The following is a 22703-nucleotide window of genomic DNA, read 5'->3' as shown; positions in this document are numbered from 1 at the left end:
CCCGGAGGTAGACGGGGGCTGGGGTAGATTCTTTTTATATGGGAAAAAGATGACGGGCAGATGATGACAGCCCAGGCGGCCACACTGCCGGGGATGAGGGGCATGCCCCTCATCCCCCTCGTCGTCACATGGCCTGGGGCAAGGCGTGATGATACTGCTCGAGCCAGGCTTGCAGCCGGGCCTGCTCGGCCGCGCTCAGGCGCAGCCCCAGCTTGCTGCGGCGCCATAGTATGTCTTCCAGGCCGTGGGCCCATTCACACTCCAGCAGGTAGCGCACCTCGGATTCGTACAGACCGGCACCAAAGTGCTCGCCCCGCTCCTGTTGCAGCCAGAGGCGGGCCTGGCTGCCGTAGGCCTCGCTGATGCGCTGGGCACTGCGTTCGTCCAGCCAGTCAAACTCGAGCCTGTAGGCCCGGGCCAGCTCCTGGGTGCTGCAATCGAATTCGCCGCCGGGCAGCCGGCTGGTGGCGGTCCAGTCCTCTCCCATCTGGCTGAACCAGGGCTTGAGCTTGTGGCATGCCGCCTGGGCCAGCTTGCGGTAGGTGGTGAGCTTGCCGCCAAACACCGACAAAAGCGGTGCCCCGTCGGCGTCGCCGGAGAGTTCCAGGGTATAGTCCCGGGTCACCGCCTGGGGGGAATCGGACTCGTCATCGCACAGCGGTCTCACGCCCGAGTAGGTCCAGACCACGTCTTTGGGGGCTATCTTGCGGGTGAAGTGGGCATTGACCACGTTGCACAGATAGTTCACCTCCGCATCGCTGATGTGGGCGTCCCGGGCGCTGCCCTTGTGCTCCACGTCCGTGGTGCCGATGAGGGAGTAATCCTGCTGGTAGGGGATGACGAAGACGATGCGATGATCCTCGTTTTGCAGGATATAGGCCTCTTCGCGCTCGTGAATGCGCGGCACTATGATGTGGCTGCCCTTGATGAGGCGAATGCCGCGGGGGGATTTTTCGTGGATCCCCTCGTCATAGAAGGTCTTGACCCAGGGGCCCGCCGCGTTCACCAGTCCCTTGCAGGTGACGGTGAAGCGCTCTCCCCCTTCCCGCTCCAGGGTCAGGGTCCACTGCTTGTCGCCACGCTCTGCCTTGACGCAGCGGGTGCGGGTCTGCACATGGGCCCCCTTGCTGCGGGCCATCATGGCATTGAGTACCACCAGACGGGCGTCGTCGACCCAGGCATCCGAATACTCGAATCCCTTGTCGATCCCGGCAACCAGGCCATCCTGGGGCAGGAGGCGAACGCCACAGCTGCCCTTGAGCTTGTCGCGCTTGGCCAGGTTGTCATAGAGGAAGAGACCGGCGCGGATCATCCAGGCCGGGCGCAGGTGTGGGCGATGGGGCAGGCGAAAACGCATGGGGCGGGCGATGTGCGGCGCCATGGCGAGCAGCACTTCCCGCTCAGCCAGGGCCTCTTTCACCAGCCTGAACTCGTAATGCTCGAGATAGCGCAAGCCACCGTGGATCAGCTTGCTGGAGTTGGACGAGGTCGCCGAGGCGAGATCATGAGCCTCGAACAGACCGACTTTCAGGCCACGACCCGCCGCATCGGCCGCGATGCCGACCCCATTGATGCCGCCACCGACGACGACCAGATCATAATGTTCGCTCATGTTCACCTACTTTCTTATTTTTGCGTTCGCCAACGTGGCAATGTTTTATTTCGCTCATATTAGAGCATTAAAAAGCGATAAACGAACATTTCATGAAGAAAGTGTGATCGAGATAGAGGACGTCGTCGAAAAAGGCGCCTCTGCCCCGCCCTCCCTGCCAGCCCCACTGGCGCGGCAAGGTCGTGTGCTCTGTATTGGCAGGGGGCCATGACGGCAGGATGGCGGCTTGATGACAGTGACCGGGACTAAGGCCGAGACCCGGCGCGGGACGGAAGGAAGGTAGCGAAGCATCAGGCCGCCGAGGGGCGGCCAAAGGGAAGCCGAGGGACGTCAGTAAGAAGGGGACACTGGCGTCATCAGCAGATATGGCAGGCGATCTGGTGCTGGGCCATGATGCGCATCAGCTTCTCGGGAGGGGACTGGTCGGTGAACAGGGCGTGGACCTGATTGAGGTGGCCCAGGTTGACCATGGCGTTGCGGCCAAACTTGGTATGGTCGGCGGCCAGAAACACCTGACGGGAGTGGGCGATGATGGCCTGGGCTATCTTCACCTCGTGATAGTCGAAATCGAGCAGGGAGCCGTCGCCATCGATGCCGGAGATGCCGATGACGCCATAGTCCATGCGAAACTGACCGATGAAGTCCCGGGTCGCCTCGCCGACGATGCCGCCATCCCGGTTGCGGATCTCGCCACCGGCGATGATGACGGTGAAGTCATCCTTGGCGGTCAGAATGCTGGCCACGTTGAGGTTGTTGGTGACGATGCGCAGCTCCCTGTGGTCCAGCAGGGCCCGGGCGATGGCCTCCGTGGTGGTGCCGATGTCGATGAAGAGCGACGAGCCGTCGGGAATGTTGGCGGCCACTTCCCGGGCGATACGCTCCTTCTCCTTGAGCTGCATCACCTTGCGGGCACTGTAGGCGGTATTGACGGTACTCGAATGCAATGAGGCACCGCCATGATGGCGCCGTATCTTGTTCTGCTCGGCGAGATCGTTCAGATCCCGGCGAATGGTCTGGGGGCTGACGTCGAAATGACTCACCAGATCTTCCGTCGAGACAAATCCCTGCCGCGTCAGGACGTCCAATATCTCCAGATGTCGTTGGGTTTGCTTCACGTGTGTACTCCGATGATGAAACAAAAAAAGGCCCCGGCAGATGCGGGGCCTTTTGGAGTTTACCTTATCCCCTTTCGGATCAATAAGGTCAGGATCACGTTTTATGCCTTATTGGCGGCCGCCTTGGCTGCCACTGCGATGTTTTCGTGCTTGAGGGTCATGGCCAGCAGCACGATGGAGAGCACGCAGGAAACGGTCAATACCAGGAAGCCACCGTCCCAGCCGAAGTGGTCGACCGTGTAGCCCAGCATGGCGTTGGCCGCCACGGCGCCGCCCAGGTAACCGAACAGGCCGGTGAAGCCTGCCGCGGTACCGGCCGCCTTCTTGGGCGCCAGCTCCAGGGCGTAGAGACCGATCAGCATGACGGGGCCGTAGATGAGGAAGCCGATGGCAATCAGGGCCATCATGTCCACGGTCGGGTTGCCTGCCGGGTTGAACCAGTAGACCAGCACTGAGAGGGTCACCAGCACCATGAACAGGATACCGGCCGGGGCACGGCGACCCTGGAACAGCTTGTCCGAGATCCAGCCGCACAGCAGGGTGCCCGGGATACCCGCCCACTCATAGAGGAAGTAGGCCCAGGAGGAGTGATCCACGCTGAAGTCCTTGGCCTCTTTCAGATAGGTCGGGGCCCAGTCCAGCACGCCGTAGCGAATGAGGTAGACGAAGGCGTTGGCGATGGCGATGTACCACAGCAGCTTGTTGCGAAACACGTACTTCATGAAGATCTCCTTGGCGGAGAACTCCTGCTCGTGGCTTTCGTTGTAATCCTTGGGGTAATCGTCCTTGTACTCCTCGATGGGAGGCAGGCCGACCGATTGCGGGGTATCGCGCATCACGAAGAAGATGATCACCGCAATGGCCGCGGCGGCCGCCGCCGGCACGTAGAAGGCGCTGCGCCAGTCGTTGAACCAGCCCATGCCGAGGATGAACAGCGGGCCTATCATGCCGCCACCCACGTTGTGGGCCACGTTCCAGACCGAGACGATCTCGCCCCGCTCCTTTTGTGACCACCAGTGCACCATGGTGCGACCGCAGGGGGGCCAACCCATGCCCTGCACCCAGCCGTTGAGGAACAAGAGCACGAACATGATGGCAATGCTGGAGGTCGCCCAGTGCATGGTGCCCATCATGAACATGATGCCGGCCGAGAGCAGCAGACCGGCGGAGAGGAAGTAACGGGCATTGGATCGGTCGGAGACGTTGCCCATCAGGAACTTGGAGAGGCCATAGGCGATGGAGACCCCGGACAGGGCCAGGCCCAGATCGCCGCGGGAGAAGCCCTGCTCCACCAGATAGGGCATGGCCAGACTGAAGTTCTTGCGCACCAGGTAGTAACCGGCGTAGCCGAGGAAGATCCCGAAAAACATCTGCCAGCGCATGCGCTTGTAGAAGGGGTCCACCTTGTCGGCCGGCAGGCGCTCTATGTGGGGCGCGGGCCTGAACAAACTAAGCATCTTAGTGTCCTTGTCTTGTTGTTATGGGGTTGAGGAAGTTATCCGGTCCAGGATGCACGATCAGAACAACCTGATTCGTAAGCGAGCCTATTATGCGCATTTTGGAACATTCAATCTGTGATGAAACCGAAAATATTACAGTTTTATTACAGTTGATGGGCACAAATGAGCAGAAAGTCGGCGGAACGACAGGCGGCAATGGCGCGGCCTACAGGCTAACCACTAAGAGGTAAACCACTTTGACAACACCGTCTTTCGTCACATTTTCTTAGCAATGAATGGGATCTTGTCCACATTTCCCAACAGAGGGGTGTGGCGAACAGAGGAGAAAGGTTTATTTTCTCTTTCGTCCGACAACGAGCGCAAACGAGCATAACGTTTGCGCAGGTTCAAAAAACAACAAGTACGGTGTCGAGACCAAGTGGACTGAAAACATGGAATATCAAAACCTGTCTGTGGGTGGATAAAAAGGAATCTAACGGTATGAGCATACAAAGACCCAATACCCTGCTCGGCGAGTGCCTCGCCGAATTTATCGGCACCGGCCTGCTGATCTTCTTCGGCGTCGGTTGCGTGGCGGCCCTGGTGCTGGCCGGCGCCAACTTCGGCCAGTGGGAAATCTCCATCACCTGGGGCATGGGGGTGGCCATCGCCATCTATGTGACCGGCGGCATATCAGGCGCTCACCTGAACCCGGCGGTCACCCTGGCGCTGATGACCTTCTGCGGCTTCGACAAGCGCAAGGTGGTGCCCTTCATCATCGCCCAGATAGCGGGCGCCTTCGCCTCCGCCGCCCTGGTCTACTTCCTCTACGCCAACCTGTTCACCCAGTGGGAACTGACCCATGGCGTGGTGCGCGGCAGCGTCGAGAGCCTCGGCACCGCCGGCATCTTCTCCACCTACCCCAATGCCCTGCTCAGCAACATGCAGGCGTTCGCGGTCGAGCTGGTGATCACCGCCGTGCTGATGCTGGGCATCATGGCCCTGGGGGATGCGAACAATGGCGGCCCCAAAGGCTTCGCCGCCGCCCTGCTCATCGGCATCCTGATCGCGGTGATCGGCGCCTCTCTCGGCCCCTTGACCGGCTTTGCCATGAACCCGGCCCGTGATTTCGGTCCCAAATTGTTCGCCTTCTTCGCAGGCTGGGGCGACATGGCCCTGACCGGCGGTCGCGACAACCCCTACTTCTGGGTACCCATCCTCGGCCCCATCGTTGGCGCCCAGCTGGGTACCGCTCTCTATGTGAAAGTGCTGGCGCCCTGCGTGCCGGGCAACCGCGTCGCGACCGAAGACGCCGCCAAGCTGTCTAACAAAGAAGAGGCCGCCGCCTAAGAGCGGTCCCATCCAAACCTGGAGAACATCATGTCAACTGAACAACAAAAATACGTCGTCGCCCTGGACCAAGGCACCACCTCTTCTCGCGCCATCGTCTTCGATCAGGATGCCAACATAGTGGCCGTCTCCCAGCGCGAGTTCACCCAGCACTACCCGAAAGCGGGCTGGGTCGAGCACGACCCCATGGAGATCTGGGCGACCCAGTCCTCCGTGTTCACCGAGGTGCTGGCCAAGAGCGGCCTGCACAGCGACCAGATCGCCGCCATCGGCATCACCAACCAGCGTGAAACCACAGTGGTGTGGGAGAAAGCCACCGGCAAGCCCATCTACAACGCCATCGTCTGGCAGTGCCGCCGCACCGCGGCCATCTGTGAAGAGCTCAAGGCCCGTGGCCTGGAAGAGTACGTGCGCGAAAACACCGGCCTGGTGGTCGATGCCTACTTCTCCGGCACCAAGGTGAAGTGGATCCTGGACAACGTGGAAGGGGCACGGGAGCAGGCCATGAACGGCGAGCTGCTGTTTGGCACCGTCGACACCTGGTTGCTGTGGAAGATGACCAACGGCGAGGTGCACGTCACCGACCCCACCAATGCCTCGCGCACCATGCTCTACAACATCCGCGATCTGAAGTGGGATCAGCGCATGCTGGACGAGCTGGGCATCCCCGCCTCCATGCTGCCCGAGGTCAAGCCCTCCTCCGAGGTCTATGGCTACACCACCCGTGGCGGCGGCGCCCGCATCCCCATCGCCGGCATCGCCGGTGACCAGCAGGCAGCCCTGTTCGGCCAGCTCTGTTTCGAGAAGGGCATGGCCAAGAACACCTACGGCACCGGCTGCTTCCTGCTGATGAACACAGGCACAGAGCCGGTTCGCTCCAGCAACGGCCTGCTGACCACGATCGCGGTCGGTCCCAAGGGTGACGTCAACTACGCCCTGGAAGGGGCCGTCTTCATGGGCGGCGCCACCGTGCAGTGGCTGCGCGACGAGATGAAGCTCATTCACGATGCCCGCGACACCGACTACTTCGCCACCAAGGTGGGCGACACCAATGGCGTCTACCTGGTACCGGCCTTCGTCGGCCTGGGTGCCCCCTACTGGGATCCCTATGCTCGCGGCACCATGGTCGGCCTGACCCGTGGCACCAACCGCAACCACGTGATCCGCGCGGCGCTGGAATCCATCGCCTACCAGAGCCGTGACGTGCTGGACGCCATGCAGCAGGATTCCGGCATCAAGCTGGCAGCCCTGAAGGTGGACGGCGGTGCCGTGGCCAACGACTTCCTGATGCAGTTCCAGTCCGACATGATGCGCACCCCTGTGGTACGCCCGACCCGGATCGAGACCACCGCCATGGGCGCCGCCTTCCTGGCCGGCCTCGCCGTCGGCTTCTGGAAGAGCGCCGACGAGCTCAAGGACAAGTTCAGCGTGGACCGCGAGTTCACCCCCCAGATGGACAGCGCCTGTCGCGATCGCCTCTATGGCGGTTGGCAGAAGGCCGTGCAGCGCTCCTTGCGCTGGGCGCAAGAGGAGTGATGGTGCGACCTGTCCCATCCGTCAGATAGACAAGAGGCCGACAGGGATGTCGGCCTCTTTCATTGGCGCTCGCAAGCACCTCGCCCCTCCCCTTCGTCAGGAAAGGCATGCACTCTCTCCCTTCTGGCAAAGAGGGGTCGGCAGAGGGTGCAACGCCCTGGCCGCCACCTACAAGGCCTCGGCGCCGAGCTGCTCTTTGAGGAAATCGAGCCAGACCCGCAGCCGTATGTCCCGCTGGGCATCGGAGTAGAAGACCCCGTTGATGGGGCGCGAGGCGCCGCTGTTGCTGCGGGCCAGCACTTCCACCAGGGCACCGCTCGCCCTGTCCTCCCCCGTCATGAAATCCGACAGGCAGACGATCCCCTGCCCACGCAGCGCCAGCTGGCGCAGGGTCTCGCCGCTGCTGGCCCTCAGGGTCGGGGTGATGGGGAATCTGTCCCCCTGCTCCGCACTCAAGAGCGGCCAGTGGTTGAGGTGATCGGGGTGCAAAAAACCGAGCAGCTCGTGGCCCGCCAGCAAGTCAGCCGGCTGGCGCGGGGTGCCGCGCTCGCTCAGGTAAGCGGGGGATGCCAGCAGGCGCAGCCTAGAGCGGCCAAGGGGCAGGGCCCGCAGGGAGGAGTCGCTCAGCTCGCCGATGCGAATGGCCATGTCCACCCGTCGCTCCATCAGGTTGATGAAACCCTCGGAGCTGTGCAGTTGCAGCTCTATGCCGGGGTAGCGGCGGCGAAACTCCCCTATGATGGGCACCAGCCGGTGCAGGATGAAAGGGGTGGCGGCATCGACCCTCAACACCCCTTCGGGTTGTTCCCGGCGCATCAGCAGCAGCCCTTCCGCCTCGCTCATCTCGCTCAAAATCTTCACCGCCCGCTGATAGAACCAGCTCCCCTCCTCGGTCAGGCTGACCCGCCTCGTGGTGCGGTTGAGCAGCAGGGTGGCGAGCTTCTCTTCGAGTCGCTTGATGCCGCGACTCACCACGGAGTTGTCCATGCCGAGGTTCTCCGCCGCCTGGCGAAAGCTGCCCGCCTCCACCACGGCCACGAACAGGGTCAGTTCATCGGAATGGGTCTTCATTGTTGTCATCCTGGCAAGAGTCATGGGGCTTTATAGGCGCAATGGCCCTGGGTTGGCAAGGCAGACAGGGGGCCACATTCTTTATTTCCACAGATAAACAACGTGATGGCCAGCTCAAACCGCCAACCCGCCTTGCCGATACAATACCACCAAGAAGGCACCGTATGGCGCCACACCATTGCAAGGATAAACATCATGAACTTTGAAGAGCGGTTGGCGGCAGCCCACCAGGAGCTGGAAAGCAAAGGCGTGTGGCACGCCAACTACAATCCGCCCCTGTGCAGACTGCTGCGCAGGCTGGGCCTGCGACTCAGACCGCCCCACCATGAACGCTTTCTGGTCAACCTACTTGCTTTTGGTCTGCCAACAGGTGCCATCTGGGGGGTGTTGATGTGGTACCTCGGCTGGCAGCATGAGGTGAGCCCGGCATTCGCCCTGCGCCAGAGCGCCCTGTTCGGCATAGGGCTCGGTCTGCTGATGGCGACCTGGCTCTGGTTTCGGCGCAAGCAACTCAAGCTGACCCCCTGGGATACCTTGGCACACTCCACGAGCCGCCCCCAGCAAGGCTGACAACCGACATAACCACCGACATGGACAAGGAGACCCTTATGACCAGGGCCCATGAAAAACTGAACTATGTGGAGTTTGCGGCCAGGGATCTCGCCGCGACCAAGGCCTTCTTCACCGCCGCCTTTGGCTGGCAGTTCGCGGACTACGGCCCCGATTATTGCGCCTTCGAAGGGGAAGGGCTGGATGGCGGCTTCTACCGCGCAGATATATGCAGTCACAGCCATCAGGGGGGCGCCCTGCTGGTGTTCTACAGCGCCGACATTGCGGCCACCCAGGCCAAGGTGCAGCACCATGGCGGCATCATCAACCGCCCGCTGTTCGACTTCCCCGGCGGCCGCCGCTTCCACTTTGTCGAGCCCAGCGGCAACGAGTTTGCGGTCTGGTCGGAACCGGCCAGCACCTGATCATACTCTGCCCTCCCCCTGGCCCACCTGCACCACGACCCGCCATGGGGAGGCCACATTGCTGCACTCACCTCAATAGTGTTTTGCGACTGCTGCCCTGTTTCCCCCAGTCTGCCGGGGGCATACTGACCGTCGTTTTAGCAAAGAGGTGCCCATGTCATCCCCCATCACAGTGATTGCCGAGCTTGAGGCCAAACCCGAATTCACCGCCGAGTGTCGCGCCGCCTTGGACCCCTTGATAGCGGCTACCCTGCAAGAGCCGGGGTGCCTTTGCTACCAGTTGCACCAGAGCCTGGAGAGCCCCCATGGCTGGATGCTGCACGAGGAGTGGGAGAGCGATGCGGCGCTCAGTGCCCACCAGCAGCAGCCCCATTTTCTCGCCTTCATGGCCAACACCCGGGGCTGGTTTGCCAGCACCAGTGTTCGCCGCTATCAGCTAGCCTGAATCCAGCTGCGGCCTGTCCTCTGCCCGCCCTGGATGCGAGGATGGGCCGACACAATATTGAGCGTAGAAACAATAACTTGAGGAATATGATGATGAAGATGCCCAACCTGGGTCTTGGTACCTTTCGCCTGAAAGATCAGCCCCTGCGCGACTCCCTGCTGCAGGGTCTGGATCTCGGCTATCGCCACATAGATACCGCCCAGATCTATGACAACGAGGCCGAAGTGGGCCAGCTGATGAGCGAAAGTGGCGTCCCCCGCCAGGATATCTACCTGACCACCAAGGTGTGGATCAGCGAATTTGGCCCGGGCAAGGTGATCCCGAGCCTGGAGCTGAGCCTGGAGAAACTGCGCACCGACTATCTGGATCTGGCGCTTATTCACTGGCCCTCCCCCAAGGATGAGGTGCCGATGGCGGTCTATCTGGAGCAGCTGGCCGAGGCCAAAGCCCGTGGCCTGACCCGGGAGATCGGGGTCTCCAACTTCACGGTCGCCCAGCTTAAAGAAGCCATCGCTATCCTGGGGCCGGGTGCCATCGCCCACCAACAGGTGGAGATCCATCCCCTGCTGCAAAACCGCAAGGTGGTGGAGTTCTGCCAGGATCAGGGCATTGCCATCACCGCCTATATGCCGCTGGCCTATGGCAAGGTGCTGAGCGAGCCGCTGCTGATGGAGATAGGCAAGCGCCACGGCGTCTCGGCGGCCCAGGTGTCCCTGGCCTGGCTGCTGGCCCAGGGCATGACGGTGATCCCAAGCTCCACCAAGCGGGAGAATCTCGCCGCCAACCTGGCCGCCCTCAAGGTGCAACTCAGCCCCGAGGAGATGGCACAGATTGCCACCCTGGAGCGGGGCGAGCGCTGCGCCAACCCGGACTTCGCCCCAAAGTGGGATTAAGCTGACAACGGCTCATCAAATAGCAAGATTGAGTACCATGAGCCCACGAAGTGCTCCCCTCTCCCTGTGGGAGAGGGTGAGGGCAAGCTCCTCTTTATAGGTCATTAGACCTTTAACCCGATAGCTCCCCCTCATCCCCAACCCTTCTCCCGCAAGGGGAGAAGGGAGCAAATAACGCTCTAATGACATTCTTGAACACCAGCGGGAGGCCCAGTGCCTCCCGCTTTTTTTGTCTCCAATACCGCGCGCCACCGCCGCCCGCGCAGCAGCCCCCTTCCCTTGCCCCTTTCCTCTTTGTTCCCAGCTCGGTCTGTACACCTTGCTTCTACGCGCTTTGCCTCCGCTGCCTCGGGCACTCCCTCTACCCCATTCCACGGCTCCATTGCTGCTGATTTAGCAAAAGTAATTTGACGTTACCGTCATTTTTGCCAACAAAGCTCATCGGCATACTGGCGCCATTCTCCCGTCGGGAGCCACTATCCAAGGAGTTTGTATGCCACTGGCGTTATTTGCCCTCACCCTGAGTGCCTTCGCGATCGGCACCACCGAATTTGTAATAGTGGGGCTGATCCCCACCATAGCCGAGCAGCTCAATGTCTCGCTCCCCTCGGCGGGCCTGCTGGTCAGCCTCTACGCCCTGGGCGTCGCCATAGGCGCGCCGATCTTAACGGCGCTCACCGGCAAGCTGCCGCGCAAGTGGCTGCTGGGGGGCCTGATGGCGCTCTTCACCGCCGGCAACCTGCTGGCCTGGCAGGCCCCCGGCTACGAGAGCCTGATCGTCGCCCGCATCCTCACCGGCCTGGCCCACGGGGTCTTCTTCTCGGTGGGTTCCACCATAGCCACCGGTCTGGTGGCCAAAGAGAAGGCGGCGAGCGCCATCGCCATCATGTTCAGCGGCCTGACCGTCGCCCTGGTGACAGGCGTGCCGCTCGGCACCTGGATTGGTCAGCAGTTCGGCTGGCGCGAGACCTTCCTGGTGGTGAGCGCACTCGGGGTCATCGCCATGGTCGGTAGCCTGCTGCTGATCCCGAGCAACCTGCCCAAGGGGACAGCCTCCACTATCCGCGAGCAGCTCGCCGTGCTGACCCACAAGCCGCTGCTGATGGTCTACGCCAAGACGGCCCTGGGTTACGGCGGCGCCTTCACCGCCTTTACCTTCCTCGCCCCCATCTTGCAGCAGGTGAGCGGTTTCGGTGCCAATGCGGTGAGCCTGATCCTGCTGGTGTACGGAGTCTCGGTGGCGGTCGGCAACATCTGGGGCGGCAAGCTGGCGGACAAGATGGGCCCGCTGCCCGCGCTGAAGCTGATGTTTGGCGGCCTGGCACTCATCCTGCTGATGCTCACCTTCACGGCGCCCCACCCTGTGCTGGCGGTGCTCACCGTGCTGGTGTGGGGTGCCTTCGCGTTTGGCAACGTGCCGGGCCTGCAGGTGCTGGTGGTGAAACAGGCCGAGCGCCATACCCCGAACGCCGTGGACGTGGCCTCCGGCCTCAATATCGCCGCCTTCAACGTCGGCATCGCCCTGGGCTCTGTCGTTGGCGGTTTTGTGGTGGAGCACCTGGGGTTGATGCACACCCCCTGGATCGGGGCCCTCATCGTGCTGCTGGCCTATGGCCTCACCCATGCAAGCGAGAAGCGCGAAGCCAAACTGGCGCTGGCGGTTTAACCTCCCACAGACGACAAGGCCGACACCCAGTGTCGGCCTCTTTCATTGGCAAAAAAGAGCGGATCAAGACTCCTTGAGATCCTCGTCGGCGGCCCAGCGCGCCTCCAGCCAGAGCAGATTGACCAGGCCGCACAGCAGGGCAAACCCCAGCCCCAGTATCCAGGTGAAATACCACATATCGAAGACTCCTCAATTCCCGTGTTAGTAGAGGCTATGGCCCTGCTGGCGCACCTGCTCGGTACTCATCTTGCCCCGCGCCACCCAGTAGACCCAGAGGGTGTAGCCCAGATTGATGGGCATCAGCACGGCGACTATGCCTAGCATGATGAGCAGGGTGCCCTCGCTGGAGGTGCCGTCCCACAGGGTCAGGCTGCTCGACGGATCCAGGGACGAGGGCAGCACGAAGGGGAAGAGGGCGATGGCCACGGTCAGCATCATGGCGGCGCAGGCACCACCGCTGGCGACGATCGCCAGCCGCGCCCGGCCAAGGTGGCTTGCCAGCGTGCTCAAGAGCGGCAGCAGGAGGCCGAGGGCCGGCACAGCCCAGAGCACAGGGTGCGCCACGAAGTTGCCAAACCAGCCATCCGGCGCCGTCACCACCTGCTTCATCAGGGGGGTCAGGGCGCTGTTGAGATCCCCTATCTCGGCTATCCGGTAACCGCGCATCTGGCTGAGCCAGAAACCACCGAGGGCAAAGAGAATGCTCGCCAATGGGCCGAGCCAGCGGCTCTGGCGGGCGCAGCGCGCTGCTATCACCCCTTGGGTCTTGCACTGCAGGAAGCTGCAACCATGGAGCATCAGCAGAGCCAGCGCCGTGCCCATGCAGGTCAACAGCAGCGGCCAGTTGAAATCGAAGGCGCCGTAGTGGATGCGAAGGGCCGAGTCGAAGCGAAACGGCAGCCCTTGCAACAAGAAGCCGAGGGTCGCGCCAAACACCAGGGTCGGCAGCAGGGCCCCCATCACCAGGGCCCTGTCCCACCAGCGGCGCCAGTTCGGATCCGGCAGCTTGCTGCGATAGTCAAAGCCGACCGGGCGCAGGAAGAGGCCGAACAGCAGGAACATGAAGGGCACATAGAGCGCCGAGAAGGAGGCGGCATAGACCAGGGGCCAGGCGGCGAACAGGGTACCGGCACCGGCGATGAGCCACACCTGGTTGCCCTCCCACACGGGCCCAACGCTGTTGAGCAGCACTCGCCGCTCCTCATCGGTTTTGGCCACCACGGGGAGCAGCATGCCGACCCCGAGATCGAAGCCATCCATCACCACGAAGCCGATGAGCAGGAAGAGCACCAGCCCCCACCAGACGAGTTTCAGGGTTTCGTAATCCATCAGACGGGACTCCCGTTTTTCAACACTTCACCTTGATAACGACCCGTCTGCAGGCTGGCGGGCCCTTTGCGGATCACGTGACGCAACAAGAACAGCTCCACCACCAGCAGCGTGCTGTAGATAAGGAAGATGGCGATCAGGCTGAACCAGAGTTGCCCAGGTTGCAGCAAGGAGACGGAAGCGGACACCGGCAGCACGTCGCTGATGGTCCAGGGCTGGCGGCCAAATTCGGCCACGAACCAGCCCGCCTCGATGGCAATCCAGGGCAGCGGTATGCTCCAGAACAGCGCCTTGAGCAGGCGGGTCGATTGCACCAGCTTGCCCCGGCACAGCTGCAGGAAGGCGGCACCAAAGAGCCCGAGCAGCACCACGCCTATGCCCACCATCAGCCGGAAGCTCCAGAACAGCGGCGCCACCTGGGGGATGGAGTCGTCCACCGCCCGGGCGATGGCCCCTTCGTCCGCCTTGCCGATATCGGCGGCGTAGGGGGTCAGCAGCAGGCCGTAGCCGAGATCCGCGCGGTGGCGCTCGAAGGTGGCTCTCGCCTCGGCATTGCTGCCGTCTGAGCGCAGCGCCTCCAGGGCGTCGAACGCCTGCATGCCGCTGCGAATGCGCACCTCGTGCTGCGCCTTCAGATCTTTCAAACCCGTCACCTGCTCATCCAGGGAGCGGGTGGCGATGATGCCCATCAGATAGGGTATTTTGATGGCAGCGTGAGTGGTCTCGGCGCGCTGATCCGGCAGGCCGAACAGGGTGAAGGAGGCAGGGGCGGGTTCGGTCTCCCACTCCGCCTCGATGGCGGCGAGCTTGACCTTCTGCACCTCGCCGGAGCGATAGCCCGACTCGTCCCCGAGCACGATGACCGAGAGGATGGCGGCCAGACCAAAGCCCGAGGCGATGGCAAAGGATCGCAGGGCGAAGCGCACCTCCATGCGACGCAGCAGATACCAGCTGCTCACCCCCATCACGAACAGGGAGGCGGCCACATAGCCCGCCGCCACCGTGTGGACGAACTTGACCTGGGCCACAGGGTTGAAGATCACCGCTCCTACGTCCACCAGCTCCATTCGCATCGTCATGGGGTTGAACTCGGCGCCGACCGGGTTTTGCATCCAGCCGTTGGCAATGAGGATCCAGAGCGCGGAGAGGTTGGAGCCAAGCGCCACCAGCATGGTCACCAGCAGGTGCTGACCACGGGAGAGCTTGTCCCAGCCGAAGAAGAACAGACCCACCAGGGTGGACTCCAGGAAGAAGGCCATCAGCCCCTCCACCGCCAGCGGGGTGCCGAAGATGTCGCCGACATAGTGGGAGTAGTAGGCCCAGTTGGTGCCGAACTGGAACTCCAGGGTGATGCCGGTGGTGACCCCCATGACGAAGTTGATACCGAACAGCTTGCCCCAGAAGCGGGTGATGTCCTTGTAGATCACCTTGCCGGTCATCACGTAGGCCGACTCGGCGATCACCAGGATCCAGGACAGCCCCAGGGTGAGGGGTACAAACAGAAAGTGGAACATCGCCGTCGCGCCGAACTGTATTCGGGAGAGGCTGACCACATCATCCAGGCTTATCATGCATGACTCTCTATGTTGCATTTAACAGGCAGGTTTTCGCCCGTTAAGTACAACACGTGCCATGACACCTATAACAGATGCAGTTATAGTGAAATCCACCTATAACAGTTTAGGCCACACCATGTCCCGTTACGGTCAGCTGGCTGCCTTGTTGCAGCAGCAGATAGAGAGCGGCCTCTGGCAGCCAGGGGAGCGCATCCCCTCCATCCGCCAGAGCTGCAAGACCCATCATTTGAGCCCCATGACGGTGCTGCAGGCCTATCAGCTGCTGGAAAGCCGCGGCCTCATCCTGGCCAGGCCCCAGTCCGGCTACTACGTCAAGGCCGCCACCTCCCCGCTGCCCGCCGGCACGGCCCAGCAGGCCCGCTACAGCGGCTCGGTGGACATCAACGATCTGGTGTTCGAGGTGTTGCAGGCGAGCAAGTCCCGGGAGCTGGTGCCACTGGGGCTCGCGGTGGCGGATCCCGCCCTCTTCCCCCACCCCCAGCTCGGCCGGGCCCTGGCAAGCTGCATGCGCCGCCTCGACCCCTTCAGCACGGTGGCAGATCTGCCTCCCGGCAACGAGGCGCTGCGCCGCGCCATCGCCCAGCGTTACGCCAGCGAGGGAATGGCGGTGGATCCCCAGCAGATCATCATCACCACGGGCGCCATGGAGGCGCTCTCCTTAAGCTTGCAGGTGCTGACCGAGCCCGGGGACTGGGTGGTGGTGGAGTCCCCCACCTTCTACGGCGCCCTGCAGGCCATAGAGCGGCTCAAGCTCAAGGTGGTGGAAATACCCGTGATCCCCGGGGTGGGCATCGATCTCGCCCTGCTGGAGGAGGCCCTCGCCCAGCGCCCCATCAAGGCGTGCTGGCTGATGGGCAACGTCCAGCATCCCCTCGGTCACACCATGCCGGATGGCCACAAGCAGGGACTGATGGCGTTGCTCAACGCCCATGAGGTGCCTCTGGTGGAGGACGACGTCTATGCAGAGCTCTACTTCGGGCGCGAGCGGCCAAGGCCCATCACCCATTGGGATGCCCGGGGCGACAGCCTGCTGTGCGGCTCCTGGACCAAGTGCCTGGCGCCGGGCTTTCGGGTCGGCTGGGTGGTGACGAAGCGCCACGCCGAGCGCATCCAGCGCCTGCAACTGATGTCGACCCTGTCCACCAATGTGCCGAGCCAGCTGGCGCTCGCCGACATGCTGCGCCAGGGCGGGGTGGATGCCCACTTTCGCCGTCTGCGCCACACCCTGGCCCAGCGCCAGCAGCAGATGCGGGCGGCCCTGCTGCGCCTCTTCCAGGACGAGGTACATATCTCGACCCCGGACGGCGGCTACTTCCTCTGGCTGACATTCGACGCGCGCCTCGACAGCCGGGCCCTCTATGCCCAGGCGCTGGCCAGCGGCTTCTCGTTGGCCCCCGGGGCCCTGTTCTCCAGCCAGGGCCAGCACAACCACTGCCTGCGACTCAACAGCTCCCACCCCTGGAGCCCGGCGCTGGAGGCGGCCCTTGCCGAGCTGGCGGCCCTGGTCCAGCAACAGCTCGCCCCCCAGCAGGATGCCGGAAGCGACAAGGCCCCATGACGGGGCCTTGCGGGCGGGCTCGCCGCAATAGGGGAGCCTTATCTGGCGTAGATCTCGGACTGACGCTTGAAGCCAAGGGACTCGTAGAGCGATCTGGCCCGCGCATTGAATGACATGACCTCCAGCTTGAGCTGGCTGGCATCATGGGCCTTGGCCCAGTCGTCACAATGGGCGATCAGCGCCCGGCCTATGCCCCGGGATCTGTGCTGCTCATCCACCACCAGAGTGGTGATGCGGCAGACGGGCAGCGTGGTGAGAAACGGGACGGTTTCATTGATGTCGATCCGGGCGCTCAGAAACCCCACCACCCATCCCTCCACCAGGGCGACACAAAACAGCCGCCCTTCGCTCTGGATGGCGTCCAGCAGAAACCCCCGCTGCCGGGAAGAGGGAGCGCAGAACACCTCGGGCACCTGTTCGAAGTGGATCTGTCCTATCTGCCGATCCAGTTCGACGATGGCGTCGAGATCCTGCTCGGTTGCCTTGCGTATCTCCAATGGCGGCTCCTTGCGTTGCATTTGGTGAACTAGCTGACCCCGCAGGCCCGGGGAAAGGGCGGGTCACAGGGACGTTTGCACCATGGTAAAGGGTCAAACGTATCCTTTCCTGGTGCCAGATCACACCAATGGCCACCAATGAACAAGGCCCCGTACGGGGCCTTGCTAACCATGGGGCTGACAAAGAGGCGTCAGGCTGGCGCCCCCAGCTGGGCCACCTGGCGCTCTATGCTGGTTTTCAGGTTGTCATCGAGTTTCAGGGCGCGGGCCAGCTCGTCGAGATAGCCGCGCTCCATGAAGTGATCCACCTCGACGGTGAGCAGGGAGGCGAGATAGACCTCGGTGGCCTGCTCCATGTCGGTCACTTCCCGGGCCAGGGCCTGGGGATCAAGGGGGCGGGCCAGCTCGGCGTCAATCCAGCGGGCGGCATCGGGTTGGCCCTGCTCGGTCAGGTATTGCTGTATCTTCTGGCGCTCATCGGCATCTATGTGGCCGTCGGCCCGGGCCGCCGCCACCATGGCACGCACCAGCAGATTGGCGCGGGCATCCAGTTCGGCCCCCGCCAGCTCATTGAGGGGATGGGGCGTGCCGGCCGCAGGCGCACTCTGGTTCTGCTGCCAGTCCTGGTAGAGCTTGTAGGCCAACCCGCCGAGGGCCGCCGCCCCCCCCACCGCCGCGACCTTGGTGCCATATTTGCGCATCTTCTTGTTGCCAAGCAGCAGCGCCATGGCCCCGGCCGCCAGCCCCCCCTGGGCCATGCCCTTCATCTGGGCCTTGCGGCTGTCACCACCATCGTTGAGCCAGCCCTTGCCAGCTCCCATCAATTGCTCCAGCATCTGTTTCATGGGGCCTCCTCATTGGCATGAGGTTCCATGCTGTGCCGCCTCCTCTGAACTCAAGGTGAATGGATGCCCCTGCCCCGCCTGCTGCTGCTGACCCTGCTGACCCTGATGGCGTTCGCCGCCAACTCTGTGCTCTGTCGCCTCGCCCTGTTCGAAGAGCGGATGGATCCGGCTCTGTTTACCCTGCTACGCCTGACCAGCGGCGCCCTGATACTGGTGCTGCTCTGTTCGGCCCGGCGCCAATCCCCCCGGCAAGGGGACTGGGGCGGCGCCCTCGCCCTCATTGTCTACGGCGCCGCCTTCTCGTTCGCCTATCTGACCCTGACGGCAGGCACGGGGGCCCTGCTGCTGTTTGCCGCCGTCCAGCTCAGCATGCTGGCGCCGCCCCTGCTGCGGGGAGAACGGCTGCCGCCACGCCAGTGGCTGGGCCTGCTGCTCGCCATGGGAGGCGTCATCTTCCTGCTGCTGCCCGGCATCACGGCGCCGGATCCGCTGGGGGCAGCCCTGATGGTGGCGGCCGGCATCGCCTGGGCCGGCTATACCCTGCGAGCCTCGCGCTTTGGCGATCCCATCGCCGCCAATGCCGGCCACTTTCTGCGCGCCAGCCTGCCCGCCGCTCTGCTCTATCTACTGCTCGGGCAGTTGCAGGCCAGCCCGGCCGCCATCGGCTACGCCCTGGCCTCGGGGGCGCTGGCCTCCGGGCTCGGCTATGCGCTCTGGTACAAGGTATTGCCCCACCTTGGCCGCACCCTGGCCGCCAGCGTCCAGCTGCTGGTGCCCCCGCTGGCCGCCCTGGCCGGGATGCTCTGGTTGGATGAGTCCTGGTCGCTGCGACTGTTATTGTCCTCCCTGGCCATACTGGGGGGCATAGCCCTGACCATAAGGGGGCGCCCCTCCCCATCCAGATAAACCGGAGCAGGCCAGGGCCCGTCTGGCAGACGAGCACCTCGCCCCTGCGTGACACACAAAGAGAAGGAAGTACCATGAGCGCCCGTGAACTGACCCTGCAATTTCTCGCCGAGCCCGCCGACGTCAACTTCGGCGGCAAGGTCCATGGCGGCATGGTGATGAAGTGGATCGATCAGGCTGGCTACGCCTGCGCCGCCGGCTGGTGTGGCGGTTATGCCGTCACCGTCTATGTGGGGGGCATCCGCTTCTTGCGCCCCATCCAGATAGGCCAGCTGGTGGAAGTGCACGCCAAGGTGATCCACACAGGCACCACCAGCATGCACCTGGCGGTGGATGTCTACAGCCGCCACCCCACAGACCCCGAGCGCCACAAGACCACCCACTGCATCATCATCTTCGTGGCCATGGACGAGCACGGCAAACCCACCCCTGTGCCCCAGTGGCAGCCGGTGAGCGAGAGCGATCTGAGCTTGCAGCAGTACGCCAAGAAGCTGATGGCCCTGCGCGAGGAGCTGGACAAGGAGATGCGCCAGCACATGTGACCCATCCCGCCCCGGGCAGCCGGGGCGTGTCTTCGCAGCGCCGGGCGCTATAATGGCGACCCCCCTTGCCCTTGAGAAACCAAGATGTCCCTGGAAACTGCACCACCCGAGGTCCAGCTCGCGGTGGATCTGATTGAACTGCTGGAAACCAACCACATCGCCCCCGCGCTCGCCCTGGCGGCACTCGCCATCGTTCGCCGGGATTATGAGCGCAAGCTCGAGGAAGGTCGGGAGTCCTGATCTCTCTCCCGCAGGAGGTACCATGTCAGCACCCATTCGCTTCGAACAAGGCCGCGCCATGCAGCTGGCCGGCCTGCGCCGTCACCACCCCTTCGAGCAGGGGGACTTCGGCGGCCAGTGGCGCGACTTCAGCGCCCTGCTCCCCCTGCCGGGGCAGCTGGGCGAGCACGCCTTTGGCGTCATCTGCGCCGCTACCGACACCCACTGCGAATACCTGTGCGGGGTGGAGGTCGCCGCCCTGGAGGCGCTGCCCAAGACATTCGGGCGGATGCGCATCGAGCCCCAGACCTACGCCATCTTCCGCCATCTCGGCCATGTCTCGGCCCTGCCCCAGACCTGGCAGAGTGCGCTGGACTGGCTCGCGCAATCTGACTATCAATCTGCCCACAAGCCGGATTTCGAGCGCTACGGCGCCCGCTTTGACGCCGCCACCGGCAGCGGCGAGGTGGAGATCTGGCTCGCCGTGGTGCCAAAACAGGCCCTGGCCTGACCCCTGAACGCCCGGGCCGGGGGGCCGGGCTACCTCGGCCCCATCACCTCGTCACAGAGCGCCATAAGGGCCTCCCCCAGCCGGGCGAGGGGCTCGCTCGTGCCCGGCCCCTGGTGCAGGGCCAGCTCCACAGGGCGCACTGCGGGCCAGTGAGCCAGCGCCACCTGATCCGGTTGCAGCAGGCGCGCCGGCAGTAGGCTGACCCCGATCCCCGCGCTCACCGCCCCTTGTAGGCTGGCGAGGCTGGCGCTCACGTAGGCGATGCGCCAGGGGATCCCCTCGGCATCCAGGGCGTCGGTCATCTGGCGTCGATAGAGCCCCTCGCTTGGAAACACCACCAGGGGAACAGGATCGCGCCCGGCGGCGGGCCACTCCCGGCTGTCGACCCAGGCCAGGGGCTCGCGCCAGCGGGTGATGGGCTCCCCCTGGCCGCGCCCCTGCTTGATGAGAGCAATATCCAGTTCCCCCCCTTCGAACGCCTGCCACAGGGCGTGGCTGAGATCGCTTTGCACCTCCAGCCTCACCTGCGGGTGCGCGCGGGCGAAGGCGGCCAGCACAGGGGTCATGGCGCCCGCGGCAAAATCCTCAGGCACCCCGAGGCGCAGGGGGTGGCTCGCCTCGCTCACCCGCTCCCCCGCCCGGGCCAGCAGCCCCAGGATGCGGCGCGCCAGCCCGAGCAGTGTCTCCCCCTGGGCCGTGGTCACCACCTGGCGAGCGGATCGGTCGAGCAGGGTGCAGCCAAGCTGCTGCTCCAGACGGCGCATCTGCTGGCTCAGGGTGGACTGGGTAAGGTGGACGCGCTCGGCGGCGCGGGTAAAGCTGCCGGTCTCGACGATGGCGACAAAGCTCTGCAGCAATTGGGGATCCAGCAAGGGTCGCTCCATGGGGGGATTCTCCATTTATAAAACCACTGAAAGTCATTTTATCATTTAATTTCCAAATGACTTGCGAGCCCGTTAGGCTGCCGTCACCCCCTATTCTCCCAGGATGAACCCATGTCACAGCCTCCCCACTCCGGTGCCCGCCTCCTCGACTCCCTCACCGCCGCCTCGGTCCCCAGCCATCAGGAGTGGCTGGAGCAGGCCCTGCACCTGGCCCTGACCCATCGTCAGCAAGGAGGGCGCCCCTTCGCCGCCCTGCTGGTGAGGGAGAACCGGCTGGTGGCGAGCGCCGTCAACCGCATGCTGGAGGCGGGGGATCCCACCCGTCACGCCGAGCTGGAAGCGCTGCGGGAAGGGAGTCGCCAGGGGCCGCTGGCCGGGGCCATCGTCTATGCCAGCGGGCACCCCTGCCCCATGTGCCTGTCGGCATTGGTGATGAACGGCATCAGCGCCGTCTACTACGCCTTTGACAACGAGGATGCCGCCCCCTTCGGCTTTGACAGCCGCGCCGCCTACGCCGCCCTGCGCCTGCCCTTGTGTCCGCCGCCCCTGCCCCTCATCAAGCTGGCGAGCCCCATCGCGGCAAAGACCCTCTACGGTCCCATGCCCCATGCATAAGCGCCTCCTTCCCCCGGGCAGCGGCGCCTTGCTGGTGCTGGTGATCCTCATCGCCCTCAACCTGCGCCCCTTCCTCACCGCCATCGGCCCCCTGGCCCCTCGCATCGACGCGAGGCTGGCCCTCGGGGTGGATACCCTGGCCTGGGTCACCCTGCTGCCCCTCTGGCTTATCGGGGTCGGCGTGCTGCTCACCCCGGCACTCCTGGGTCGCACGGGCCCGCGCCCCCTGCTCGGGGCGGCCCTGCTGCTGCTCGCCCTTGGCAGCGCCCTGCGCGTCGATCTGGCGAGCGGCGCCCTGCTCATCGCCAGCGCCGCCCTGTGCGGGCTGGGCTCGGCCCTGGTGCAGGGGGTGCTGCCCGGCCTCATCAAGGAGGGGTTCGCCCAAAAGGTGCCCCTGGTGATGGGGATCTTCTCCGCCTGCATGATGGGGGGCGGGGCGCTCGGGGCCGTGCTCACCCCGCGCCTTGCCGAGTATCTGGACTGGTCTCGGGCGCTGGCGCTCTGGGGCCTGCCGGTGCTGCTGGCCCTCGGCTGGCTGGCCTGGCGGGTGCCCCTGCCTGCCCCGGCCAGCACGCCCGCCCCCACCGGGGAGCAGCGGCTGCTCCCCCTGCCCCGTACCTGGCTGCTCATCGCCTGCTTTGGCATCATCAACAGCGGCTACGGCATCGTCGTGGCCTGGCTGGCACCGGCCTACATGGCGGCGGGCTGGAGCGCCCAGCAAGGGGGCGAGCTGGTGGCCTGGCTCGCCCTGGCCCAGACCGCGAGCGGCCTTGGCCTGCCCCTGCTGGCAGCCGGTCGGCTGGACCGCCGGCCCTGGATGGCGCTGGCCATCGCCATGCAGCTGGCAGGCTTTGGCGGCCTCTGGCTCGCGCCCCAGGCCGCCCCCCTGCTCTGGTGCCTGCTGTGCGGCGCCGGGCTTGGGGGGAGCTTCTCCCTCATCATGGTGATTGCGCTGGATCACCTGCCCGACCCGCGCCGGGCGGGCGCCCTCTGCGCCCTGATGCAAGGAGTCGGCTTCATGGTGGCGGCCACCGGCCCCTGGGTGGCGGCCCGCCTGCACCACGCAAGCGGTGACTTCGCCGCCGCCTGGCAGTGGCAGCTCGGCGCCCTGATCCTGAT

Annotated in this window: 25 protein-coding genes; 15 read left to right on the top strand and 10 right to left on the bottom strand. The window is 64.2% G+C overall.

The genetic code is table 11. The features are described from left to right. Nucleotides 1–124 precede the first annotated feature (124 nt). Nucleotides 125–1612 carry a glycerol-3-phosphate dehydrogenase gene (glpD, locus tag BN1119_RS08270; protein WP_041996403.1) on the bottom strand — a complete coding sequence of 496 codons (1488 nt, stop codon included), beginning with the start codon at nt 1610–1612 and terminating at the stop codon, nt 125–127. On the opposite strand from glpD, the gene BN1119_RS20430 reads away from it, so the two are divergent. Beyond that, entirely contained in the window at nt 1611–1823 is a 213-nt protein-coding gene (locus tag BN1119_RS20430) for a hypothetical protein (protein WP_157438640.1), read from the top strand. The two genes, glpD and BN1119_RS20430, sit on opposite strands and share 2 nt — an antisense overlap. A gap of 145 nt (nt 1824–1968) precedes the next feature. Here the strand turns inward: BN1119_RS20430 and BN1119_RS08265 are convergent, their stop codons facing one another. Together BN1119_RS08265 and glpT are read right to left on the bottom strand one after the other, a co-directional pair. Continuing rightward, complete coding sequence (locus BN1119_RS08265; protein ID WP_041996402.1) at nt 1969–2727, bottom strand: DeoR/GlpR family transcriptional regulator; 759 nt, start codon at nt 2725–2727, stop codon at nt 1969–1971. Nucleotides 2728–2828: 101 nt separating this feature from the next. Beyond that, nucleotides 2829–4184, bottom strand: a complete 1356-nt coding sequence (gene glpT, locus BN1119_RS08260; RefSeq protein WP_041996399.1) for a glycerol-3-phosphate transporter — start codon at nt 4182–4184, stop codon at nt 2829–2831. A 483-nt stretch (nt 4185–4667) separates the two neighbouring features. Between glpT and BN1119_RS08255 the strand changes: the two genes are divergently transcribed. Beyond that, on the top strand, nt 4668–5516 hold the full coding sequence (locus BN1119_RS08255) for an MIP/aquaporin family protein (protein WP_041996396.1): 849 nt from the start codon (nt 4668–4670) through the stop codon (nt 5514–5516). Nucleotides 5517–5546: 30 nt separating this feature from the next. Continuing rightward, nucleotides 5547–7052 (top strand): glycerol kinase GlpK, encoded by a 1506-nt coding sequence (gene glpK, locus BN1119_RS08250; RefSeq protein WP_041996393.1) that lies wholly within the window; start codon nt 5547–5549, stop codon nt 7050–7052. 168 nt (nt 7053–7220) lie between these two features. Here the strand turns inward: glpK and BN1119_RS08245 are convergent, their stop codons facing one another. Further along, complete coding sequence (locus tag BN1119_RS08245) at nt 7221–8123, bottom strand: LysR substrate-binding domain-containing protein (RefSeq protein WP_041996390.1); 903 nt, start codon at nt 8121–8123, stop codon at nt 7221–7223. A 195-nt stretch (nt 8124–8318) separates the two neighbouring features. On the opposite strand from BN1119_RS08245, the gene BN1119_RS08240 reads away from it, so the two are divergent. From BN1119_RS08240 to BN1119_RS08220, 5 genes are all read left to right on the top strand, one after another. After that, nucleotides 8319–8693 carry a DUF6404 family protein gene (locus BN1119_RS08240; protein ID WP_041996387.1) on the top strand — a complete coding sequence of 125 codons (375 nt, stop codon included), beginning with the start codon at nt 8319–8321 and terminating at the stop codon, nt 8691–8693. Nucleotides 8694–8731: 38 nt separating this feature from the next. Then, on the top strand, nt 8732–9097 hold the full coding sequence (locus BN1119_RS08235) for a VOC family protein (protein ID WP_041996384.1): 366 nt from the start codon (nt 8732–8734) through the stop codon (nt 9095–9097). Between the two features lie 154 nt (nt 9098–9251). After that, nucleotides 9252–9542 carry a putative quinol monooxygenase gene (locus tag BN1119_RS08230; RefSeq protein ID WP_041996381.1) on the top strand — a complete coding sequence of 97 codons (291 nt, stop codon included), beginning with the start codon at nt 9252–9254 and terminating at the stop codon, nt 9540–9542. Between the two features lie 89 nt (nt 9543–9631). Continuing rightward, nucleotides 9632–10435 (top strand): 2,5-didehydrogluconate reductase DkgB, encoded by an 804-nt coding sequence (gene dkgB, locus BN1119_RS08225; RefSeq protein WP_041996378.1) that lies wholly within the window; start codon nt 9632–9634, stop codon nt 10433–10435. Nucleotides 10436–10928: 493 nt separating this feature from the next. Then, nucleotides 10929–12101 carry an MFS transporter gene (locus BN1119_RS08220; RefSeq protein WP_041996375.1) on the top strand — a complete coding sequence of 391 codons (1173 nt, stop codon included), beginning with the start codon at nt 10929–10931 and terminating at the stop codon, nt 12099–12101. Between the two features lie 63 nt (nt 12102–12164). On the opposite strand, the gene cydX is transcribed toward BN1119_RS08220, so the two are convergent. The 3 genes from cydX to BN1119_RS08205 are packed head-to-tail and all read right to left on the bottom strand — an operon-like array spanning nt 12165 to nt 15001. Then, on the bottom strand, nt 12165–12278 hold the full coding sequence (cydX, locus tag BN1119_RS08215; protein WP_005310033.1) for a cytochrome bd-I oxidase subunit CydX: 114 nt from the start codon (nt 12276–12278) through the stop codon (nt 12165–12167). A 24-nt stretch (nt 12279–12302) separates the two neighbouring features. After that, complete coding sequence (gene cydB, locus BN1119_RS08210; RefSeq protein WP_041996371.1) at nt 12303–13430, bottom strand: cytochrome d ubiquinol oxidase subunit II; 1128 nt, start codon at nt 13428–13430, stop codon at nt 12303–12305. Next, the gene (locus tag BN1119_RS08205) at nt 13430–15001 is read right to left on the bottom strand and encodes a cytochrome ubiquinol oxidase subunit I (RefSeq protein ID WP_041996368.1); all 1572 of its coding nucleotides are present in this window, start codon (nt 14999–15001) and stop codon (nt 13430–13432) included. The genes cydB and BN1119_RS08205 overlap by 1 nt, the downstream gene beginning before the upstream one ends. A 121-nt stretch (nt 15002–15122) precedes the next feature. Here BN1119_RS08205 and BN1119_RS08200 point away from each other — a divergent pair, with 121 nt between their 5' ends. Then, nucleotides 15123–16565 carry an aminotransferase-like domain-containing protein gene (locus BN1119_RS08200; RefSeq protein ID WP_041996365.1) on the top strand — a complete coding sequence of 481 codons (1443 nt, stop codon included), beginning with the start codon at nt 15123–15125 and terminating at the stop codon, nt 16563–16565. Between the two features lie 38 nt (nt 16566–16603). Here BN1119_RS08200 and BN1119_RS08195 read toward each other — a convergent pair whose 3' ends face one another. Together BN1119_RS08195 and BN1119_RS08190 are read right to left on the bottom strand one after the other, a co-directional pair. After that, nucleotides 16604–17062: a GNAT family N-acetyltransferase gene (locus tag BN1119_RS08195; RefSeq protein WP_041996363.1), complete on the bottom strand. Its 459-nt coding sequence runs from the start codon at nt 17060–17062 to the stop codon at nt 16604–16606. A gap of 191 nt (nt 17063–17253) precedes the next feature. After that, nucleotides 17254–17907, bottom strand: a complete 654-nt coding sequence (locus tag BN1119_RS08190) for a tellurite resistance TerB family protein (RefSeq protein ID WP_041996360.1) — start codon at nt 17905–17907, stop codon at nt 17254–17256. Between the two features lie 63 nt (nt 17908–17970). On the opposite strand from BN1119_RS08190, the gene BN1119_RS08185 reads away from it, so the two are divergent. From BN1119_RS08185 to BN1119_RS08175, 4 genes are all read left to right on the top strand, one after another. Further along, nucleotides 17971–18813, top strand: coding sequence for a DMT family transporter (locus BN1119_RS08185; RefSeq protein ID WP_041996357.1), 843 nt, complete (start codon nt 17971–17973; stop codon nt 18811–18813). A gap of 74 nt (nt 18814–18887) precedes the next feature. Continuing rightward, on the top strand, nt 18888–19355 hold the full coding sequence (locus tag BN1119_RS08180; protein ID WP_041996354.1) for an acyl-CoA thioesterase: 468 nt from the start codon (nt 18888–18890) through the stop codon (nt 19353–19355). 84 nt (nt 19356–19439) lie between these two features. Continuing rightward, nucleotides 19440–19595: a pleiotropic regulatory protein RsmS gene (gene rsmS, locus BN1119_RS19930; protein WP_084205358.1), complete on the top strand. Its 156-nt coding sequence runs from the start codon at nt 19440–19442 to the stop codon at nt 19593–19595. 22 nt (nt 19596–19617) lie between these two features. Continuing rightward, a complete protein-coding gene (locus tag BN1119_RS08175; protein ID WP_041996351.1) occupies nt 19618–20085 on the top strand; it encodes a GyrI-like domain-containing protein in 468 nt (155 codons plus the stop codon). Nucleotides 20086–20114: 29 nt separating this feature from the next. On the opposite strand, the gene BN1119_RS08170 is transcribed toward BN1119_RS08175, so the two are convergent. Next, a complete protein-coding gene (locus tag BN1119_RS08170) occupies nt 20115–20957 on the bottom strand; it encodes a LysR family transcriptional regulator (protein WP_041996610.1) in 843 nt (280 codons plus the stop codon). A gap of 123 nt (nt 20958–21080) precedes the next feature. Between BN1119_RS08170 and BN1119_RS08165 the strand changes: the two genes are divergently transcribed. Both BN1119_RS08165 and BN1119_RS08160 read left to right on the top strand, forming a co-directional pair. Then, entirely contained in the window at nt 21081–21584 is a 504-nt protein-coding gene (locus tag BN1119_RS08165; protein WP_041996348.1) for a nucleoside deaminase, read from the top strand. Further along, the coding region (locus BN1119_RS08160) for an MFS transporter (RefSeq protein ID WP_041996607.1) at nt 21577–22703 on the top strand (1127 nt) is incomplete at its 3' end. The genes BN1119_RS08165 and BN1119_RS08160, both read left to right, overlap by 8 nt.

It is taken from the genome of Aeromonas bivalvium (assembly GCF_000819765.1).
Lineage (GTDB): Bacteria > Pseudomonadota > Gammaproteobacteria > Enterobacterales > Aeromonadaceae > Aeromonas > Aeromonas bivalvium.
This window is presented reverse-complemented; position numbering and strand designations above follow the sequence as displayed.

Bases quoted from the DNA above. Each gene is read 5' to 3' on its own strand.
- cydB (WP_041996371.1), bottom strand. From the start codon at position 13,430: ATGGATTACGAAACCCTGAAACTCGTCTGGTGGGGGCTGGTGCTCTTC.
- glpD (WP_041996403.1), bottom strand. From the start codon at position 1,612: ATGAGCGAACATTATGATCTGGTCGTCGTCGGTGGCGGCATCAATGGG.
- cydX (WP_005310033.1), bottom strand. From the start codon at position 12,278: ATGTGGTATTTCACCTGGATACTGGGGCTGGGGTTTGCCCTGCTGTGC.
- BN1119_RS08190 (WP_041996360.1), bottom strand. From the start codon at position 17,907: ATGAAACAGATGCTGGAGCAATTGATGGGAGCTGGCAAGGGCTGGCTC.
- BN1119_RS08245 (WP_041996390.1), bottom strand. From the start codon at position 8,123: ATGAAGACCCATTCCGATGAACTGACCCTGTTCGTGGCCGTGGTGGAG.
- dkgB (WP_041996378.1), top strand. From the start codon at position 9,632: ATGATGAAGATGCCCAACCTGGGTCTTGGTACCTTTCGCCTGAAAGAT.
- BN1119_RS08230 (WP_041996381.1), top strand. From the start codon at position 9,252: ATGTCATCCCCCATCACAGTGATTGCCGAGCTTGAGGCCAAACCCGAA.
- BN1119_RS08255 (WP_041996396.1), top strand. From the start codon at position 4,668: ATGAGCATACAAAGACCCAATACCCTGCTCGGCGAGTGCCTCGCCGAA.
- BN1119_RS08200 (WP_041996365.1), top strand. From the start codon at position 15,123: ATGTCCCGTTACGGTCAGCTGGCTGCCTTGTTGCAGCAGCAGATAGAG.
- BN1119_RS08175 (WP_041996351.1), top strand. From the start codon at position 19,618: ATGTCAGCACCCATTCGCTTCGAACAAGGCCGCGCCATGCAGCTGGCC.
- BN1119_RS08165 (WP_041996348.1), top strand. From the start codon at position 21,081: ATGTCACAGCCTCCCCACTCCGGTGCCCGCCTCCTCGACTCCCTCACC.
- glpT (WP_041996399.1), bottom strand. From the start codon at position 4,184: ATGCTTAGTTTGTTCAGGCCCGCGCCCCACATAGAGCGCCTGCCGGCC.
- BN1119_RS08240 (WP_041996387.1), top strand. From the start codon at position 8,319: ATGAACTTTGAAGAGCGGTTGGCGGCAGCCCACCAGGAGCTGGAAAGC.
- glpK (WP_041996393.1), top strand. From the start codon at position 5,547: ATGTCAACTGAACAACAAAAATACGTCGTCGCCCTGGACCAAGGCACC.
- BN1119_RS08185 (WP_041996357.1), top strand. From the start codon at position 17,971: ATGCCCCTGCCCCGCCTGCTGCTGCTGACCCTGCTGACCCTGATGGCG.
- BN1119_RS08180 (WP_041996354.1), top strand. From the start codon at position 18,888: ATGAGCGCCCGTGAACTGACCCTGCAATTTCTCGCCGAGCCCGCCGAC.
- BN1119_RS08205 (WP_041996368.1), bottom strand. From the start codon at position 15,001: ATGATAAGCCTGGATGATGTGGTCAGCCTCTCCCGAATACAGTTCGGC.
- rsmS (WP_084205358.1), top strand. From the start codon at position 19,440: ATGTCCCTGGAAACTGCACCACCCGAGGTCCAGCTCGCGGTGGATCTG.
- BN1119_RS08220 (WP_041996375.1), top strand. From the start codon at position 10,929: ATGCCACTGGCGTTATTTGCCCTCACCCTGAGTGCCTTCGCGATCGGC.
- BN1119_RS08235 (WP_041996384.1), top strand. From the start codon at position 8,732: ATGACCAGGGCCCATGAAAAACTGAACTATGTGGAGTTTGCGGCCAGG.
- BN1119_RS20430 (WP_157438640.1), top strand. From the start codon at position 1,611: ATGTTCACCTACTTTCTTATTTTTGCGTTCGCCAACGTGGCAATGTTT.